Source organism: Mesorhizobium tianshanense (assembly GCF_007830515.1).
In the GTDB taxonomy this organism is placed as follows: Bacteria; Pseudomonadota; Alphaproteobacteria; order Rhizobiales; family Rhizobiaceae; genus Mesorhizobium; species Mesorhizobium tianshanense.
Map to the genome: position 1 here is coordinate 242,142 of NZ_VLKT01000002.1, position 17,934 is coordinate 260,075.

The 17,934-nt window shown below is 62.6% G+C and carries 15 protein-coding genes; 9 read left to right on the forward strand and 6 right to left on the reverse strand.

Translation table 11 applies throughout. The features are described from left to right. Positions 1-158: 158 nt before the first annotated feature. The 3 genes from IQ26_RS02620 to IQ26_RS02630 all read left to right on the forward strand — a co-directional run bounded on the left by IQ26_RS02620 (position 159) and on the right by IQ26_RS02630 (position 3,598). Positions 159-1,265, forward strand: a complete 1,107-nt coding sequence (locus IQ26_RS02620) for a L,D-transpeptidase (RefSeq protein WP_145712854.1) — start codon at positions 159-161, stop codon at positions 1,263-1,265. A 138-nt stretch (positions 1,266-1,403) separates the two neighbouring features. Next, on the forward strand, positions 1,404-3,041 hold the full coding sequence (locus IQ26_RS02625) for a CTP synthase (RefSeq protein WP_145712855.1): 1,638 nt from the start codon (positions 1,404-1,406) through the stop codon (positions 3,039-3,041). 17 nt (positions 3,042-3,058) lie between these two features. Beyond that, a complete protein-coding gene (locus tag IQ26_RS02630) occupies positions 3,059-3,598 on the forward strand; it encodes a DUF1697 domain-containing protein (RefSeq protein WP_145712858.1) in 540 nt (179 codons plus the stop codon). Between the two features lie 34 nt (positions 3,599-3,632). Here the strand turns inward: IQ26_RS02630 and IQ26_RS02635 are convergent, their stop codons facing one another. Next, entirely contained in the window at positions 3,633-5,090 is a 1,458-nt protein-coding gene (locus IQ26_RS02635) for an NCS1 family nucleobase:cation symporter-1 (protein ID WP_145712862.1), read from the reverse strand. Between IQ26_RS02635 and IQ26_RS41395 the strand changes: the two genes are divergently transcribed. Continuing rightward, positions 5,083-5,709 (forward strand): DUF982 domain-containing protein, encoded by a 627-nt coding sequence (locus tag IQ26_RS41395; protein ID WP_407660279.1) that lies wholly within the window; start codon positions 5,083-5,085, stop codon positions 5,707-5,709. The two genes, IQ26_RS02635 and IQ26_RS41395, sit on opposite strands and share 8 nt — an antisense overlap. A gap of 282 nt (positions 5,710-5,991) precedes the next feature. Here the strand turns inward: IQ26_RS41395 and IQ26_RS02645 are convergent, their stop codons facing one another. After that, complete coding sequence (locus tag IQ26_RS02645; RefSeq protein ID WP_240546973.1) at positions 5,992-6,675, reverse strand: TetR/AcrR family transcriptional regulator; 684 nt, start codon at positions 6,673-6,675, stop codon at positions 5,992-5,994. Positions 6,676-6,823: 148 nt separating this feature from the next. Between IQ26_RS02645 and IQ26_RS02650 the strand changes: the two genes are divergently transcribed. From IQ26_RS02650 to IQ26_RS02660, 3 genes are read left to right on the forward strand one after another with little or no spacing between them, the layout of a single operon-like run. Continuing rightward, positions 6,824-7,870 (forward strand): efflux RND transporter periplasmic adaptor subunit, encoded by a 1,047-nt coding sequence (locus tag IQ26_RS02650; protein WP_145712867.1) that lies wholly within the window; start codon positions 6,824-6,826, stop codon positions 7,868-7,870. A 7-nt stretch (positions 7,871-7,877) separates the two neighbouring features. Beyond that, entirely contained in the window at positions 7,878-9,119 is a 1,242-nt protein-coding gene (locus IQ26_RS02655; RefSeq protein WP_145712870.1) for an ABC transporter permease, read from the forward strand. Next, positions 9,116-9,787: an ABC transporter ATP-binding protein gene (locus IQ26_RS02660; RefSeq protein ID WP_145712873.1), complete on the forward strand. Its 672-nt coding sequence runs from the start codon at positions 9,116-9,118 to the stop codon at positions 9,785-9,787. Before IQ26_RS02655 ends, IQ26_RS02660 begins: the two co-directional genes overlap by 4 nt. 72 nt (positions 9,788-9,859) lie before the next feature. Here the strand turns inward: IQ26_RS02660 and IQ26_RS02665 are convergent, their stop codons facing one another. The 3 genes from IQ26_RS02665 to IQ26_RS02675 form a co-directional block, all read right to left on the reverse strand. Then, entirely contained in the window at positions 9,860-11,638 is a 1,779-nt protein-coding gene (locus tag IQ26_RS02665) for an alpha,alpha-trehalose-phosphate synthase (UDP-forming) (RefSeq protein WP_145712876.1), read from the reverse strand. A 164-nt stretch (positions 11,639-11,802) separates the two neighbouring features. Further along, positions 11,803-13,965 carry an amylo-alpha-1,6-glucosidase gene (locus tag IQ26_RS02670; protein ID WP_145712879.1) on the reverse strand — a complete coding sequence of 721 codons (2,163 nt, stop codon included), beginning with the start codon at positions 13,963-13,965 and terminating at the stop codon, positions 11,803-11,805. Between the two features lie 40 nt (positions 13,966-14,005). After that, entirely contained in the window at positions 14,006-15,067 is a 1,062-nt protein-coding gene (locus IQ26_RS02675) for a glycosyltransferase family 4 protein (protein WP_145712882.1), read from the reverse strand. Between the two features lie 217 nt (positions 15,068-15,284). Here IQ26_RS02675 and IQ26_RS02680 point away from each other — a divergent pair, with 217 nt between their 5' ends. Further along, entirely contained in the window at positions 15,285-15,587 is a 303-nt protein-coding gene (locus IQ26_RS02680; protein ID WP_145712885.1) for a DUF982 domain-containing protein, read from the forward strand. 64 nt (positions 15,588-15,651) lie between these two features. Here IQ26_RS02680 and IQ26_RS02685 read toward each other — a convergent pair whose 3' ends face one another. Then, the gene (locus tag IQ26_RS02685; RefSeq protein ID WP_145712889.1) at positions 15,652-16,509 is read right to left on the reverse strand and encodes a beta-keto acid cleavage family enzyme; all 858 of its coding nucleotides are present in this window, start codon (positions 16,507-16,509) and stop codon (positions 15,652-15,654) included. Between the two features lie 94 nt (positions 16,510-16,603). Here IQ26_RS02685 and IQ26_RS02690 point away from each other — a divergent pair, with 94 nt between their 5' ends. Next, complete coding sequence (locus IQ26_RS02690; RefSeq protein ID WP_145712892.1) at positions 16,604-17,926, forward strand: aspartate aminotransferase family protein; 1,323 nt, start codon at positions 16,604-16,606, stop codon at positions 17,924-17,926. The last annotated feature ends 8 nt before the right edge of the window (positions 17,927-17,934 follow it).

Sequence of the window (17,934 nt, forward strand, 5' to 3'; positions counted from 1 at the left end):
TGCCGCACGACCACGATGATTCGATCGGGCACGGCACGACAGGGCGCTTGAGGCGACTCCGGCTAATCGATTATAGATTGTGCGCGGCACTATCGGGGTCCTTGGGGGACGCCGGGCGACGCCGTGGGCAACAAGCATAGAACGATCGGATCTTCGCCATGCAGCTTCGCAGCTTCATTTTAGCCGGCCTATGTGCCGCGCTCAGCCTGGGTGCGCCCGCTTACGCGGCCATGCCGGCGGGTAATTCGGCTTCTAAAGCCGCAGTAACAACCGATGTCGTCTACGTCGCCGCTAAAAGCGATACGGCGCAACTTAAGCTCCTCAAGAAGAAGAAAGACCCGACCCCGGACGATCTTGCACAGATCAGCAAGATGGAAGCAAAGATCGCGGCCGACAAGGAGGCCGCTCGAGCCAAGGCGGTCGAGTCCAGGAAGCTTGCGATGCGCACGGCGGCCAAAGCCAAGGCCGATGCGGAACGGCAGGCGTTTCTTGCCAAGAAGAATAAGCGCGCTGCGCTGGCCGACGCCAAGCCGGCTAGGAAGACCGTCAAGATCATCGAACCGGTTCAACCTATCGCACCGATCCAGTCGGCCGAGCCAGTCTCCGCCGAGACCATGAACGTCGCGCTGGTCCGCAACAACGGCGAATTGCGCAGCGAGGCTGTCGGACAGAAGCCGCAGAGCGTCGGGCTCTTCGCCGGCCTGTTCGGGGGCACGTCCTCTTCGATGTCGCTGCTCCCTGAGACCCGCGCCCTCGACGCCGCGCTCGAAAGGAAAGAGGCCAAGAAACAGTTCAAGGTGAAGCCGGAGTTCGTGCCGCAAGAGGTCGAATTCACCGGCTACAGTCCCGGCACCATCGTCATCGATACCAGCGCGCGCCGCCTCTACCTCGTCGAATCCTCATGGACCGCCCGCCGTTATGCGATCGCGGTCGGTCGTGAAGGCCTGCAGTTTAAGGGCACGGTCGCCGTCGGCGACAAGCAGGAATGGCCCCGCTGGATTCCGACGCTCGACATGCAGAAGCGCGAGCCGAAGAATTACGGCCGGTACAAGGACGGCATGCCCGGCGGCGGCGAAAATCCGCTCGGCGCGCGCGCCATTTACCTTTATGACGGCAAGAAGGACACCCATTTGCGCATTCACGGCACCATCGCGCCGCAGTCGATCGGAACGAGCGCCTCCAACGGCTGCTTCCGCATGATCAACGAGCACGTCATGGACCTTTATCGCCGGGTGAAAGTAGGCACCAAGGTCGTCATTATCTGACGCCTTGACAAACCGAACCGGAAGGGCCGGCCACGCCGGCCCTTTTGTTTTGGTTCGCCCACTACCAGAGCGCATTCTTAGGAAAAACCCTTCGCGGCGGTTTTTTCTCTGGCGGAATCAACTCGGCCGCGTTAAGCGATGACTCCCATGGCGCGATATGTATTCATCACAGGCGGCGTGGTCTCCTCACTTGGAAAAGGCATCGCTGCGGCGGCCCTTGGGGCTCTCTTGCAGGCGCGAGGCTATCGCGCGCGCATAAAAAAGCTTGATCCCTATCTCAATGTCGATCCCGGCACGATGTCGCCATACCAGCATGGCGAAGTCTTCGTCACCGATGACGGCGCCGAGACCGATCTCGATCTTGGCCACTACGAGCGCTTCACCGGCCGCTCGGCCAACCAGCAGGACAACATTACCACCGGCCGCATCTACAAGAACATCATCGAGCGCGAGCGGCGCGGCGACTATCTTGGCGCCACCGTGCAGGTCATTCCGCACGTGACCGACGAGATCAAGAATTTTATTCTCAACGGCAATGACGACTATGATTTCATCCTGTGCGAGATCGGCGGTACCGTTGGCGACATCGAGGCTATGCCGTTCCTGGAGGCGATACGCCAGCTCGGCAACGATCTGCCGCGCAACAACGCCGTCTACGTGCACCTGACGCTTATGCCCTACATTCCAACGGCGGGGGAATTGAAGACCAAGCCGACCCAGCATTCGGTCAAGGAATTACGCGGCATCGGCATTGCGCCCGACGTCCTGCTGGTCCGCGCCGACCGCCCCATCCCCAGGGAAGAGCGCCGCAAACTGTCGTTGTTCTGCAATGTGCGCGAAAGCGCGGTCATCCAGGCACTCGACGTGCCGCACATCTACGACGTGCCGATGGCCTATCACAAAGAAGGGCTGGATTCGGAGGTGCTGGCCGCCTTCGGCATAGATCCGGCGCCGAAGCCGCGCATGGAGCCCTGGCAAGCGGTGTCCAACCGTATCCACAACCCGGAAGGCGAGGTGACCATCGCCGTCGTCGGCAAATACACCGGCCTCAAGGACGCATACAAATCGCTGATCGAGGCGCTGTCGCACGGCGGCCTCGCCAACCACGTAAAGGTCAAGCTCGACTGGATCGAGAGCGAGATATTCGAGAAGGAAGATCCGGCGCCGTGGTTGGAAAAGGTCCATGGCATCCTGGTCCCCGGCGGCTTTGGCGAGCGCGGCGCGGAAGGCAAGATCCTGGCGGCGAAGTTCGCCCGCGAGCGAAAAGTGCCGTATTTCGGCATCTGCTTCGGCATGCAGATGGCCTGCATCGAGGCGGCGCGTTCGCTGGCCGGCGTCGAGCATGCCTCGTCGACCGAATTCGGTCCCACCGAGGAACCGGTCGTCGGCCTGATGACCGAATGGCTGAAAGGCAACATGCTGGAGAAGCGCCGGGAAACCGGCGACCTCGGCGGCACCATGCGGCTCGGCGCCTATCAGGCGGACCTCGCCAAGGGCTCGAAAATCGCCGACATCTACGGTGACACGCAGATTTCCGAGCGCCACCGCCACCGCTATGAAGTCAATATCGACTACAAGGAGCGGCTCGAGGATTGCGGCCTGGTCTTTGCCGGCATGTCGCCGGACGGCGTGCTGCCGGAAACGGTCGAGTACCCCGACCATCCCTGGTTCATCGGCGTCCAGTACCATCCCGAGCTGAAGAGCAGGCCGCTCGACCCGCACCCGCTGTTTGCCAGCTTCATCGAGGCCGCGGTGGAACAGTCGCGACTGGTTTAGGCTGGCCACCGGCCGCCATGCAAACCTATGTCGCTCTGCTTTACAGCATCGTCCTGGGCGAGGGACGCCGGGTCGTCATGTCCGATCTCAGGGCCATGGCGGAAGGCCTGGGGCTGAACAACTCGCGCACCCTGGTGGCGACCGGCAATATGGTCTTCGAGGCGAAAGAGACGGAAATTGCCGCGCTGGAACGCCGGTTGGAGACGGCGTTTGAAAGGACTTTCGACCGCCATGTCGACATCATCGTGCGCCGCGCGGATGACTGGTTGAGGCTTGCGGCCGGCAATCCGTTTCTCATCGAATCGGCTGCCGCGGCGGACCGGGTGGCGGTGCGCGTCATGCGCAAGCCAGTTCCCGCGGAAGCCGTCGCGGTGCTGGAGGCCTATGTCGGCAAGGAGGAAAGGATGCAGGCTGTCGGCGGCGACATCTGGTTCTTCTTTTCGCGTGAGAGGCCGAATTCGCGCCTTCTGGCGGCGATAAGCCACAAACGGCTCGGCGTCGGCACCTCGCGCAACTGGAACACGGTGCGCAGACTGGCCGAAATGGTCGGCAAGTAAAGCCGGGGCGGCTCGCGCCGCCCCGAAACTTGGGTCAAGCCTTCGCTGTCCTGGCTCCTGCGCTAAGTGCCATCGTGCGCATCACATAGTAGACGACGCCGGCGATGGCCACGCCGAAGAACCAGCCATAGACACCCCACCATGACGGCAGCCAGTTGGTGAAGTTCGGCAGGATCGAGGAGAAGACCGCGCCGATGCCGGCGGCGACGAAGGCATTGACGTGCCAACCGTGCTGGAAGCGGAACTCGCCGTCTTCCCTGTAGAGGGCCTCGACATCGACCTCGCCCTTCCGGATCAGGTAATAGTCGACCATCATGACACCGAAGATCGGCCCCATCGTCGCGCCGATGATGTTGACGAAGGAGGCAGCGCTGCCTTCCCATGGCGCGAACGGGTAGAGCACCAGCGCGATCAGCGCCGCGATATAGCCGCCTTTTTTGAAGTCGATCTGTCGTGGAAAGACGTTGGAAAAATCGAATGCCGGCGATACGAAGTTTGCCACCACGTTGATGCCGAGCGTCGCCACGGCGAAGGTCAGGGCGGCCAGGGCCGCCAGGAACCAGCTGTCGAACTTGGCCGAGATCTGGTCGGGATGCAGCAGCACCTCGCCATAGACATCGAAGGCGGCAATCGTGGTGACGCCGGCGACCAGCGAGAACAGGATGAGGTTGACCGGCAGACCCCAGATGTTGCCCTTGCGCAGCGATGCCTTGTCCGGAGCATAACGGGCGAAATCGCAGAAGTTGAGGTAGAGAGCCGAGAAATAGGTCACCCAGATCGCCGCCACCGCAAACAGCGACGTCCACGAGCCAGGCGTGCCGGGCACGCCCGCGTCCTTGGTCTTTTCGAGCAGCACATCCATTGGGATGTCGCTGGTGAAAGCGAAAGTTCCGGATTTGACGCAGAGATAGATCGCCAGGATCAACATCATCACCCATACTGCCGGTCCGGCCCAGTCCTGGAAGCGGCGCACCGTTTCCATGCCCTTCTGGATGATCAGCAACTGCAGCGCCCAGACCACCGCGAAGCAGATCACTTCCAGGCCGGTATGGCCGAGGAAATGCGTACTCTGGTTGAAGTCGGCGAACCATTGCGACCGGATCAGCAGCGCCACGATCGCGCCTGAGGCTGCCGCCGTCTGCGCGCCGTACCAGAAGCAGGCGACGATGGCGCGCACCAGCGCCGGTATGTTGGCGCCCCAGATGCCGAAGGAAGCGCGGGCAAGGACGGGGTAGGGCACTCCGGTCTTCACACCGGCATAGCCGACCATGTTCATCAGCACGTAGATGATCATCGAACCGATGCCGATGGCGATTATGAAGTTGACGAAGCCTCCGCAGAATAGGAACAGGCTTGCCGCCAGGTAGTAGCCCCAAAGGCTGTGGACGTCCGACGTCCAGACGTTGAAGATCGAGAATGGTCCCCAGTTTCGAACCTTCGCTGGAGCCAGATCCTCATTGTACAGGTCAGGTGATGCGCCTTGTATGGTCATTGTGATGTCTTCCCGTTGCCTGCCGCGCGCCTCCACGCGTCGTCTGAGCAGGTTAAGCCTGACGCAAGGGAACCGGCAACCGATTGATTTGCCGGCTTTGGCCTTAAAGACATTCAATGAGAACCGAGCTTATCGGCGCGGCGCACCGTTCGTTGCTCGCTTGTCACGTTTGGTGATTCGATTTCGGCAGAACGATGTGAGAGACTTCATTTGGCCCGACTTTTTTCAGCACCGGGCTCTCTTTGCCGAAACCAAATGGCCAGCCGTAAGTTCAAAAGGTTCGATCAGGCACATAATGATCGACCGGGAGGAAACGATGGATCGCCTGCAGTTCTTTACGCCTGTTCGGATTTCGCATGGGCAGAAAAACCCTGCCGAAGAAATTGATAGCGTAGCCGAAGCGATGGAATTCTTGCGTAAATGGCCGACAGGCCGGCGTGGACCAGTCTACCAATGCGCGGTGAATTGCTGCTCCGCGGCTCTGACAGGCCGGATGTCGGCAGAGGAGGCAAGGAAGGCTTTTACCGGCTTCGCCCGCATCACGCGCCTTCTCGACGACGACATGGCGCTGCCGTTGGGCGGCGAAAATATCGATAGCGTGCATGCGCTGAGGCGATGAATATAGCGCCCTTCGGCAAAGTCACAGTACCTCGACGGAGGCAGAGAACACGTAGTCAGCGCCCCGCTTGGTGATAGCAACCCTCGGCTCGCTCGGGTTGACCTCGAACTTGCGGCGCAGTCGCAATATCTGCGCATCGATGCTGAGATCTGGTGGCAGCGAGATGCTGTCTGCGGCTCAGGACATACTGCGGCTATCGCGGAAACGCTGTCCTGTAGCGGCGCAGGGCGATCTACCAGTGCACCGTGAATTGCTGCCCGCGTCTCTGGCAGGCTTGGCGGCTCAAGGGCCTGCTTCGAGGAAGGCCCGGGCAAACCCGGGTTGCGCCGCTTCTACCGTTCCATCAGGCAACTTCAAAAGCCGGTCGATTGCAATGCCGTAGAGCCGCAGCCGGTCGTCGAGCAGCCGCGCTGCTTCGTCGACATTGCCCCGTTCGGCTTGCCGCAAGGCGCGGTGCATCACGTCCCGCAAGATCAGCCGGAGCTGCAAAAACATCTCGGCAAAAGCTTCCGGATCAGGCACGTCGAGCACGCCTTCCGCGCTTCCCTTCCGGAGGAGATCGGTGATTATCGGCATGGCCAGTTCCCTGACCGCCTGGTCAACCCGATGGAAGAGGGCAAGGTTCTCGGGCCGGAAGACGACGAAGAACGTCTTGCGCAGTTGCGGAGCGAGCTCGACGTTCAGCCGCTGCGAGCCCGCAAAGAGCGCATTGAGCCGGCCAAGCCCGTCAAGTGACGGATCGTTGAGCATGGGCTGCAGCTCGGTGAAACTGTCGCGCGCGAGACGTGCGGCGAGCGCCTCCAGCAGCGCCTCTTTCGATGCGAAATAGTGGTAGAACGCGCCCTTCGACAGGCCGGCCTCGCGGATGATGTCGTTTACCGTCGTGTTGTCGTAGCCACGCTCGAAGAAAAGCCGCTGGGCGCAGTCGAGAAGCTCGGCGGATCGTATTTCCGGCGGCTTTATCACTCGGGCCAAAATCGATCCTCGCTAAGTACAGGTGGAGCAAGAGGAGCACGAACCGTTTCCTTATGCAACTTTTATAGACCGACGGTCGGTCTAGTGCTATGTCTGCCCCCCGCCCGACGTTCGGATTCGATGATCGAGGGAGAGTTTCTTGCGACGGATACGCTGGATTGTCGGCATTGTTCTTGTCGCGGCTGCTGCTGCTTTCGGCGCTTGGTATCTGTGGCAGCCGGCCAAGGTTTCGGTGGTGACGCCACAGCGCGGCGACGCGGCGGAGATCGTTTACGCGAGCGGCTCCGTCGAGCCGCGAACCTGGGCCAAGGTGACACCCGTGGTCCGCGAGAGGATCGTCGAGCAGTGTAATTGCGAGGGGTCGAGGGTTGCACAAGGCGACGTGCTCGCCAAGCTCGACGACAGCGAGGCCCGGGCCGTGCTTGGCGAGCTCGAAGCGCGTCAAGCGCTTGCCCAGGAAGAGCTCCGGCGGCTGACCGTGCTTGCCGAAAGGCGTGCAGCGAGCCAGCAGGCGCTCGATCGTGCGCAGAGCGAGCTTGGCCAGATCGAGGCGCTGGTTGCCGGACAGAAGGCGCGACTCGACACCTACGTGTTACGTGCGCCGAGCGCCGGTGTCGTGCTCAGGCAGGACGGCGAGGTGGGTGAGGTGGCCGAACTCGGCACGGTGTTGTTCTGGGTCGGCGAGCCGAAGCCGCTCCTAGTGGTCGCCGAGGTCAACGAGGAGGACATACCCCGGGTCGAGGTCGGCCAGCGCGCGCTGCTTAAATCCGATGCGTTCCTCAGGCAGAACCTGGAAGCGGTGGTCGACAGCATCACGCCCAAGGGCGATCCGGTGACGAAGACCTATCGCGTCCGCTTCCACCTGCCGGACGACACGCCCCTTCGTATAGGCATGTCGACCGACGTGAACATCGTCATTCGCGTTTCGAAAAATGCGCTGTTGATCCCGTCCGTTGCGATGGATGGGAACAAGGTGTTCGTGGTCGAGGGCGACAAGGCCTGGCGGCACGAAATCCGAACGGGCATCCGCGGCTCCAACGGCATCGAGGTTCTCTCAGGAGCCGAGGGGAAGGCTAGCGTCGATGGGAAGATTGGCATCGACGACGAGACCCGCGTCGTCTCGCCCTATCCCGCCGACCTCGCCGACGGGGCGCGCGTGAGCATCACCGACGCCCAGGAGAGATAAAGCAACGATGCCGCTTATCTTCGACATTGCCGTCACGCACATTGCCGGCCGCGGTCGCCAGACGCTGGTTGCCGTGATCGGCGTCGCCGTCGGTGTCGGATTCTCCATAGCCATGGCGGCGCTGATGCAGGGCGGGCAGGACGATTTCGTCAGGCAGCTCGTCGACACGATGCCGCATGTCGACATCACCGACGAGCAGCGCACCGCCCGCCGTCAACCCGCCGAGGATGCCTTCGCGACAGTAGCGATTTCCGGGCTCAGGCCGCGCGACGATCGCCGCGGCATCATCAATCCGACCGCCGCGGCCTCCTGGCTCGAGAGCTGGATTCCTGGCCGGTTCGCGGCAAACCTCAAAACCCAGGGTGTGATCCGCTATTCCAGCCGCGAAGTGGGCGCGGCGATCAACGGGATCGAACCGGAGCGCGAGTCCGGCGTGTCGCCGATCGTCGAAGACTTCGTCGAGGGCAGCTTTTCGGCACTTGCCGCGGGCGGCAACAACGTGCTCATCGGCGACACGATGGCGAGCCGGCTCGGTGCCGGGTTCGGCGACACCATAACCGCGGTTTCCTCCGAGGGGCTGACGCGCAACTTCAAGATCGCCGGCCTGTTCCACACCGGCACCACCGCGCGCGACGAAGGTGAGGCCTATGTGCTTCTGAAGAACGCGCAGATACTCTCCGCGCGGCCGAACGCCATCAACGAGATCCGCATCAAACTCGACGATCCAAACCGCGCTCCGGCAGTGGCGCACCGCGCCGAGGCCGAACTGGGCTACAAGGCCGTGGCATGGCAGGAGGCGAATGAATCGATCCTCGAGGCGCTCGTCGTGCGCAACGTCATCATGTACACCGTCGTCGGCGCGATCATGCTGGTCGCTGGCTTCGGCATCTACAACATCATTTCCACCATCACGCACGAGAAGGCGCGCGACATCGCCATCATGAAGTCGCTGGGCTTCCCGGAATCGGACATGCGCCGGCTCTTTCTGCTGGAAGGCGTGGCGATCGGCGTTGCCGGCTCCGTGCTTGGCGGGCTGCTCGGCTTCGCCATGACCTATGGGCTGTCGCTGGTGCGTTTCGAGATCGCCGCGACCGGCCAGGAGATGACCCGGCTGCCGATCGCCTGGAGCGTGATGCACTACGTCATCGCCTCGGCTTTCGCGCTGGGCTCGGCGGCGGTGGCCGGCTACCTGCCGGCGCGCCGTGCGGCACGCCTGAACCCCGTCGAGATCATCAGAGGCGCGTCATGAGCGCACTCATCGAGACCGAGAAGCTGACGCGCGTATTGCCCGAGACGGTTCCCGTCACGCTGGTCAAGGACATTACGCTCGCGATCAACGAGAAAGAATTCGTCGCCGTCACCGGTCCCTCCGGCTCCGGCAAATCCTCATTGCTTTATCTGCTCGGGCTGCTCGACCGGCCGACCGCTGGAACGTTGAGAATAGGCGGCCGCGACACCGCGCCGATGAATGAAAGGGAGCGTGCGCGGACCCGCCTTTCGATGCTGGGCTTCGTGTTCCAGTTTCATTTTCTGCTGCCGGAGTTCACGGCGCGCGAAAATGTCGAAATTCCAATGCGCAAGCTGGGCCGGCTAGCGCGGCCTGAGATGCGCGAGCGGGCCGGGGAGCTGCTTTCATCCCTGGGGCTCGGCGAACATCTTGACAAGCGGCCTGACCAGCTTTCGGGCGGCCAGCGTCAGCGCGTCGCGGTGGCACGCTCGCTCGCCAACGACCCGCCGCTTATCCTCGCGGATGAGCCGACGGGGAGCCTCGACAGCACAAGCTCCGAGCAGGTCTTCGCAATCCTGGAGACTCTGGTGCGCGAGCGCGGCAAGACCGTCGTGGCGGTTACGCATGACCTGGACATGGCGGCGCGCATGGATCGCCGCATTCACATCGTGGACGGGAAGATCGGCTGATCAGCTTCTCCGGTGGCCAATGGCGACGGGGCAGGACGCGTTGATACGCCCGCAACAGCAGCCGAAGGCTCGTCACGACGCTGCTTTTCTTGTCGGCTCGAATATCGGAATGATGTTGTTGTTGTTCGATGGCCGCTCTCCGGCACCCGTCACCCGGTCGAGGTCGCCGCGCTTGCGAAGGCGGACCGCATCGAGCAGCATGCTGCCGGCCCAGCGATAGACATTGTTGTCGCGTACCATCTCGCGCATGGGCCGCATGCGCTCGCGCTGTTCGTCTGGCGTCATGGTCAGCGCCCGCAGCAGCGCCTCGCTCATCATGGCCGTATCGTAGGGGTTGACGATCAGCGCCTCCAGGAGTTCATGCGAGGCGCCGGCGAAGGTGCTGAGCAACAGCACGCCCTGTTCGTCGTCGCGCGCCGCGACGAATTCCTTAGCCACCAAGTTCATGCCGTCATGCAGGCTGGTGACCATACATATGTCGGCAGCGCGATAGATCTCGTAGACCTGTTCCTGCGCGTGATGTTTGACCACCATCAGGACAGGACTGTAACCGTCGCTGCCGTAGCGCTGGTTGAGATCTTCGGCGTAGCGGCGGCATTCATCGTGGAGCTGCCTATAAGCCGGGAGCGTGCCCCGGCTGGGCGCCGCGATCTGCAGCAGAACCAGTTTTCCAACCCATTCGGGATGTCTCGTGAACAATTCTTCGAGCGCCTGGAGCCGGTCGAGAATGCCCTTCGTGTAGTCGAGACGCTCGACGCCGACGCACAGTTTGACATCCGCTTTCAGCCCGAACCTCTGGCGCAGGCGGGCGCGGCATTCGTCGACAGCAGGCAGGTTCGCCAAGAGTTCGGCCGGCCATCCTATGGAGATGGGATAGGCGTGCACCAGCGTCGTCCTTCCGCCGTAGGAGATCGCCGCATCGGCCCGTTCTATACGGCTTTCCAGGAAGCGATCGACGCTTTCGGCGAAATTGTTGGCATGAAACTGGGTATGGAAGCCGACGATGGAGCTGCCGAGCAAGCCTTCCAGGATCCGTTCACGCCATGGACAGATGCTGAACACTTCCGAGTTGGGCCATGGGATGTGCCAGAACGTGATGACGATCGCCTCGGGCAAGCGCTTGCGGATCATGCGCGGCAAAAGCGCGAAGTGGTAGTCCTGGACCAGCACGATCGGCCGCTCGTTGCGCGCTTCGGCAACCACCGTATCGGCGAATTTCCGGTTGACGGCCTCATAGGCCTTCCAATCCGAGGCGCGAAAAATCGGTCGGGTGAAGGCGATATGGCAAAGCGGCCACAAACCTTCGTTGGCGAAACCCAGATAATAGCCTTGGTATTCTTCCTCCGTCAGCCAGACCCTGCGTAGCGCGTAGGAGGGATTGTCAGGCGGCACCTCAATCCGGTCGTTCTGGTCGACCGTAAGACGGTCCGCTGTTCCGCCGCCATAGGCGATCCAGGTGCCGGCGCACGCGCGGGTGATCGGCTCGAGCGCCGAAACCAATCCGCTGGCCGGTACCACGAGTTCGACGCCATCATCCTTGATGTTGTGAATGTAGGGTTCGCGGTTGGACACTACGATCACCTGGGTATCCGGCAGATATTCGGCCAGGATCTTGCGCAAGGTGTCGGGCGACCATGCGATCAGCGCTGCATCGGCCGAGTGGCCGTTCTTTTCAAACTCCCGCAGCACTTTGCGCGCCGCTTCCGAAGCCACGTCCTCGCCGGCGGCGTACGCGACCGCAGGTGTGCGGCTTTGGCGCTGACGGGATACCGAGAACACCACGGCAACAGCGGAAATGCCGAGGCTTGCAAGGAGCAGAACCCAGAGTACCTCTATGCCATAGTCTGACATTGGAACGACGATCTTCCTGCGGCCGATTTTAGACCGTTTTTTCTTTTTCGCAGCCGACAACTGGCGACAAGCTGCCGTGCGCCGGCATGGGTTTACAAACGCAGGATCGGGCCAGCGGTTCCGACAATTGGAGCGCCGCGGTCAGTTCGATGCGCAGAGCCAGGTTAGGTCCGCACGATGAGCGGCACTAACCCCTCATGTCGATCGGAGAGGAAGGCGACGACCCGGTCGCCGACACGCTGGAAGTTGAGGTCGACCACCGTCGCGCCGACGCGCAGATGCCTCAGCGTGAGCGTGTCTATACCAATCGGCAGCCTGGGACGGGCGACGCGGATTTCGCTGTCCCAGCCGTCGATTTCCATGCCGAGGCAGGCCTGCATCAGCATGAAGGCGGAACCGGCAGACCACGCCTGCGGTAAGCAGGCGACGGGATAGGCGATCGGCGCTTCGCCCGGGGCGCGGGTAAAACCGCAGAACAGCTCGGGCAACCGCATATTGAAATGAACCGCCGATTCGAAAGTGCTGTTCATCAGCCGGACCACGCTTTCACGCTCGCCGTAGCGCGCCAGACCGGCGCCGCACATGGCGGTGTCATGCGGCCAGATCGAGCCGTTGTGATATGACATCGGGTTGAAGAACACGGCATCGTCGGCGAGCGTCCTCAGCCCCCAGCCCGAATGGAAGGATGCCGAAAGCAGCTGATCGGCGACCATCCTCGCCCGTACCGGGTCGGGGAGACCGACATAGAGAAGGTGCCCGACATTAGATGTCCGTACCTTGCAGGGCTCGCCGGCGCCGTCGATCGCCAAGGCATAGAAGCCGAGATCGTCCAGCCAGAAATGGCGTTCCACAGCGGCGCGCATGGCCTCGGCAAGGCTGTCCCAATGATCGGCCCTGTCGTCCTCGCCGCGGCGACGGGCGAGCGCCGCCAGTCCCCGGAATGCGGCAAAGACATAGCCTTGCACCTCCACCAGGGCAATCGGTCCCTTGGGGATGCGGCCATCTGCATGGAAGACGGAATCGATGCTGTCTTTCCATCCCTGGTTGGTGAGGCCGGACTCGGCGGCACGTTGATAGGTGACGAAACCGGTCGCACGGCTTGCCTCCTCGGTCCATTCGGCCGCGGCGCAGAGCGACTGCCACAGGCTGTCGATGAACGCCATGTCGCCGGTACGGTCCGCGTAGGCGCAGGCGAGATGGATGTAAAGCGGCGTCGTGTCGACGCCGCCATAGTAGCGGCCGAAGGGGAGCTCCCGCAGCGCCGCCATCTCGCCCTTGCGGGTCTCGTGCATGATCTTGCCTGGCTGCGAATCGCTGAACGGCGACGTTTCTGTCGCCTGGTGTTGAGCGAGGAAGGCCAGCACGCCCCGCGCGAGGCCCGGATTGAGCCACAGCATCTGCAGCGCGGAGATCACGCCGTCGCGGCCGAACGCCGTCGAAAACCAAGGGATGCCCGCATAGGGGTAAGGTCCGGTCGCAAGTTCGGTGGTCAGCAGCGCCACGTCCGCCCGGGCGCGCTCGATACAATCGTTGAAAACGCGCCCAGAACTGTACATCGTGGCGCCATGGCGGCGCTTGGCCCGCATGCCGAAGCGAGCCCGGGCCGCGGCGGCGCGGAAACGATCGCGGTTCGGTGCTTCCGCCACCTCGGAACCGACTTCGACATACACCACCTTGCTGCTGCGCCTCGCCACGGCAATCAGGAAATCCGCACGGTCGGCCATCAGATGGTCCGGCGCCTGCGAGAACGATATCGCCGACATTCGCGCCAGCCCGTCCAACCCGTCATAGCGAAACAGGACGGAGGTCCCATCCGTCACGGCAGCATGGGCCATCCCGCGCTTCGGCCTTGTCGAGCCGCGCACTTCGAACATGTCTCGGAAATCGGCTGTAAAATGCAACGAAACGCGGATGGTGGAGTGTTCCTGGCTGTAATTGGAAAGTGTGATGCGTTCAAACAGCCGATCCTGCCAAAGCAGCCTAGTGCGTTCGATATGGATCGCGCCCTGTGGAATGTCCCGGCCGCGACCGCTCTGCATCGGCAGATTGGTCAGGTTGGAGGTGAAGAGGACATTGTCCTGGCTGAGCGACGCGCCGAGCAGCGATGTCTGCCGGCCGCCGACGGTCAGCCGGAATTCGGAAAGCACCCGCGTGTCGTCACGGAAGAAACCATCGCCGGCGCCGCGGATATCTCCATAGGCGTCGGCCACGGCAAAACAGTCGCCTTGCTTGAGCGCGAACAGCCGGTGCGGCTCTCGAGGTGCGGTGGGGTCCAGGGAGGCAAGTGCCACCGCGGGATCAAGCTTGCGCTCATCGAGTTGGGTCATTCGTTACACATCTCTCTCGCTTTGCCCGAGGTAGCGCCGCTCACGATGCTCTTGCTTCGGCCGAGGCGCCGATTAGGCACGCATAAGCGGCCACGTAGTCGCGCGCCATTCTCTTGGCGGAAAACCGCCTTTCGAAGATAGCTCGCACTTTCCGCCTGTCGAGCCGCAGCAAGCCGGGCACCGACGCGACCGCACCCTCTATGGAATCCACGATGAAACCGGTCACGCCATGATCGACGATCTCCGGCATGGCGCCGGCGTTCCAGGCGATTACCGGCGTGCCGCAGGCCATCGCTTCTATGACGGCAAGACCGAACGGCTCGGGCCAGTCGATCGGGAATACAAGGCCGACCGCCTTGCCGAGGAATTCCGCCTTCTTGTCCTCCTCGATCTCGCCGACATAGTCGACACGGTCACCGTCGATCAGCGGCTCGACCACCTTGTGGAAGTAAGCGCGGTCGTCGTCGCCTATCTTTGCCGCAAGCTTCAGTTTCAGCCCCGATCGCAGCGCGATCTCGACGGCACGATCCGGACGCTTGTCGCGCGACATCCGGCCAAGGAAGGCAAGGTAGGGTTCTCCTCGGTTAGTCGCGAAAGTCGGTTCGTAGATATCGGTCGGGAGCCCGTGGTGGATCGTCGCCAGCCAGTTGGCATTGGCGAGCCCCGTTCTTTGGCTGCGGGAGACGGAGATCATCGGGAAACGCGGAAAACGCTCGTAGGCCGGCGCCAGATCGACATAGTCGAGCCTGCCATGTGGCGTTGTCACCGTCCGCTCCGATATGTGTGAGAAGAAGGAAAAGTGCAGGAAATGACTAAGGTGGAAGTGAATGATATCAAATTGTTGAGATCGTTTTTTCACCTCAGATAGCATCAAGAGATGCGCGGCTGTCTCGGATTTTAGCGGACGTGGATCAAGACGCAGCGCACGCTCGCGACACGGCACCAATTTTGCCGACGTCCTTGTGTCGCCGCTGGCGAACAAGGTTACATCATGGCCAAGCTCGACCAAGCCTTCGGTCAGATAGGAGACAATGCGCTCCGTGCCTCCATAGAGCCGAGGCGGCACGGATTCATGGAGCGGCGCCACATGGGCTATTCTCATAGCTTGGCATTTCCCTCAAAGATCATCGCTGAAGCCGAAATGCACCAGCCCCCCTGAGCGTTCCCACGACGGCAAGACGTCGGGCGATAGCCGGGGATTCACTCAGCTGGTCCGCTGCGATTTATCGAGGGCCGCAGGCCCTTTGCCGGGAACCAATTGGCTGGCCGCGAATTTAATTAGGTTGATCGAATGCATCGCGATCGACCGGAAGGAACCAATGGATCGTCTGCAATTCTTTTCGCCAGTGCGGATTTCGCGCGCGCCTGGGCAGCCGGTGGAAGACATCGACGGCGTTAGGGAAGCGATGGCGTTCCTGCGGAAATGGCCAAAGGGGCGGCGCGGGCCGGTGTATCAATGCGCACTGAACTGTTGCGCTGCAGCTCTGGCAAGCCAGATGTCTGCCGAGGAAGCAAGAAAGGCGTTTACGGGCTTTGCCCGGATCACCCGCCTGCTGGACGACGATATGGCACTGCCGATGGACAGCGAAAATAGGGGCAGTGCCTACGCGCTGAGGCGATAGATGCCAGCGAGCCTTGCTTGCCGTTGATGAGCAAAGGAAATCTGCATCAAAGTGCTGGCGATCGTTAGCGCTGGGTCGACCATGCGGCACGAAGGTCGTTGGCTTGGGCGGTCCTGACGCCGCAAGCGGTCAGGGCGTATTTGGTTGCAGCTACGAGCGCGGCATTGTCCTTGGCGGTTGTGCCGTCGGCCAGGGCAAAATTGTTCTCGAAGCCGACGCGGGCATGACCGCCCAGCAGGGCACCGGCCGTGACGCAGGCGGTTTCCTCCCGGCCGAAGGCGCAGACCATCCAGTGCGCGAAGCGCGGACGCTCATGTGCGAGGAAGGGAAGCAGGTCAGCCGGCCGCGAAACCTGTCCTGGCGTATAGCGGCCGAGCACATAGAGCACCGGGATATCGTCGAAAGGCACTAGTCCGCGCTGCTGCATGGCGGCCAGGGCCGACGCCTCCTCGGGCGCGTAGAGGATCATCTGAGGGGCGATCCGCTCGCTCTTCAACCACCACAGGAACTCCGCGAAAGCGTTCTCATGGGAAGGGCTGGGCACCAGTTCGCGCAGCGCCAGCGAAACCGCCTCGGGGCGAGTAGCGCGCACCACCGCCATCTGTTCGGCCGGTTGGTATCGGCCGACCGCTTCGCTGGTGATCTGGATGACCAGCCGCTCGCCCACCGCATCACGTATCGCTTTCGTCGCCTCGCGATAGGCGTGCGCGTCGAGCAAATGGCCGCCGTCGCGATCGCGAACATGCGCATGGATCATGGCGGCGCCCGCCTCGAGGCAGGCTGCGGCGGTCCGGGCCAATTCCTGGGGGCCGATCGGCAGGGCAGGGTGGTCTTCCTTGCCACGCCGCCCACCGTTCGGAGCAACGGCGATTGCCGCTGGCGCGATGAGTCCGGGTCCGGCTGCGCCCCTGTCGACGGTCATGTGTGCAGTCCAATTGTTTCAGTATTGCGCACTATGTAACATATGTTGCATGATAAGTTCGCTCCAAATCGCGCCATCGTCAATCGAGGAAAGAATGACACACATCCTGCATCGCCAGATCCATGCGACCCTGCCCGTCGTGGCTGGCGGCAAAGGTATCGAACTCTTCGACCGCGATGGCCGGGCCTATATCGACGCTTCAGGCGGGGCGGCGGTTTCGTGCCTCGGCCACGGCCATCCCGACGTGACGGCCGCGCTCCACACCCAGGCCGACAAACTCGCATACGCCCATACCAGCTTCTTCACCAATGAGCCGGCCGAGACGCTGGCCGACAGGCTGGTCGCCGGCGCACCGCAAGGCATCAGCCACGTCTATTTCGTGTCCGGCGGCTCCGAGGCGGTAGAGGCGGCGTTGAAGATGGCACGGCAGTTTTTCGTCGAGACTGGCAGGCCTGAGCGGCGAAACGTCATCGCCCGACGCCAGAGCTATCACGGCAACACGCTCGGCGCTCTCGCCGCCGGGGGTAACGAGTGGCGGCGTGCGCAATTCCGCCCGTTGCTGATCGACACGCATCACATCGACCCATGCTATGCCTACCGCCACCAGGAAGCTGGTGAGAGCGAGCAGGCCTACGGCCTGCGCGCAGCCCAGGCGCTCGAGGACAAAATCCTCGAACTCGGTCCGGAGACTGTCATGGCTTTCGTTGCAGAACCTGTCGTCGGCGCGACAGCAGGAGCAGTGCCCGCCGTTCCCGGCTATTTCAGGCGCATCCGCGAAATCTGTGACCGCTACGGTGTGCTCCTCATCCTCGACGAGGTGATGTGCGGCATGGGCCGCACCGGCACGCTGCACGCCTGCGAGCAGGACGGCGTCGCGCCCGACCTGATGACAGTCGCCAAAGGGCTCGGCGGAGGCTACCAACCCATTGGTGCGGTGCTGCTTTCGCGCCGTATCTTCGATGCTTTCGCCGAAGGCTCCGGCTTCTTCCAGCACGGCCACACCTATATGTGCCACCCCATGGCCTGCGCGGCAGCGCTTGCCGTCCACGAGGTCATCGAGCGGGACCGCCTGCTCGACAACGTCAAGGCGATGGGCGCCCATCTCGCCCGGCGCCTCGGCGAGCGCTTTTCCAACCACGCCCATGTCGGCGACATCCGCGGTCGTGGCCTCTTCATGGGACTTGAGCTGGTCGAAGACCGTTCGTCCAAGGAGCCGTTCGATCCGGACCGCAAATTACATGCACGCATCAAGCGCGAGGCGATGGCGCGAGGCCTGCTCGTCTATCCCGCGGGGGGCACGATCGACGGCGCGCGCGGCGATCATGTGCTGCTTGCACCGCCCTTCATCATAGACGCCGCAGCGATCGACGTTGTTGTTGAACGGCTCGGCGACGCGATAGACGCTGCGGTGGCATAGCGGCAGCG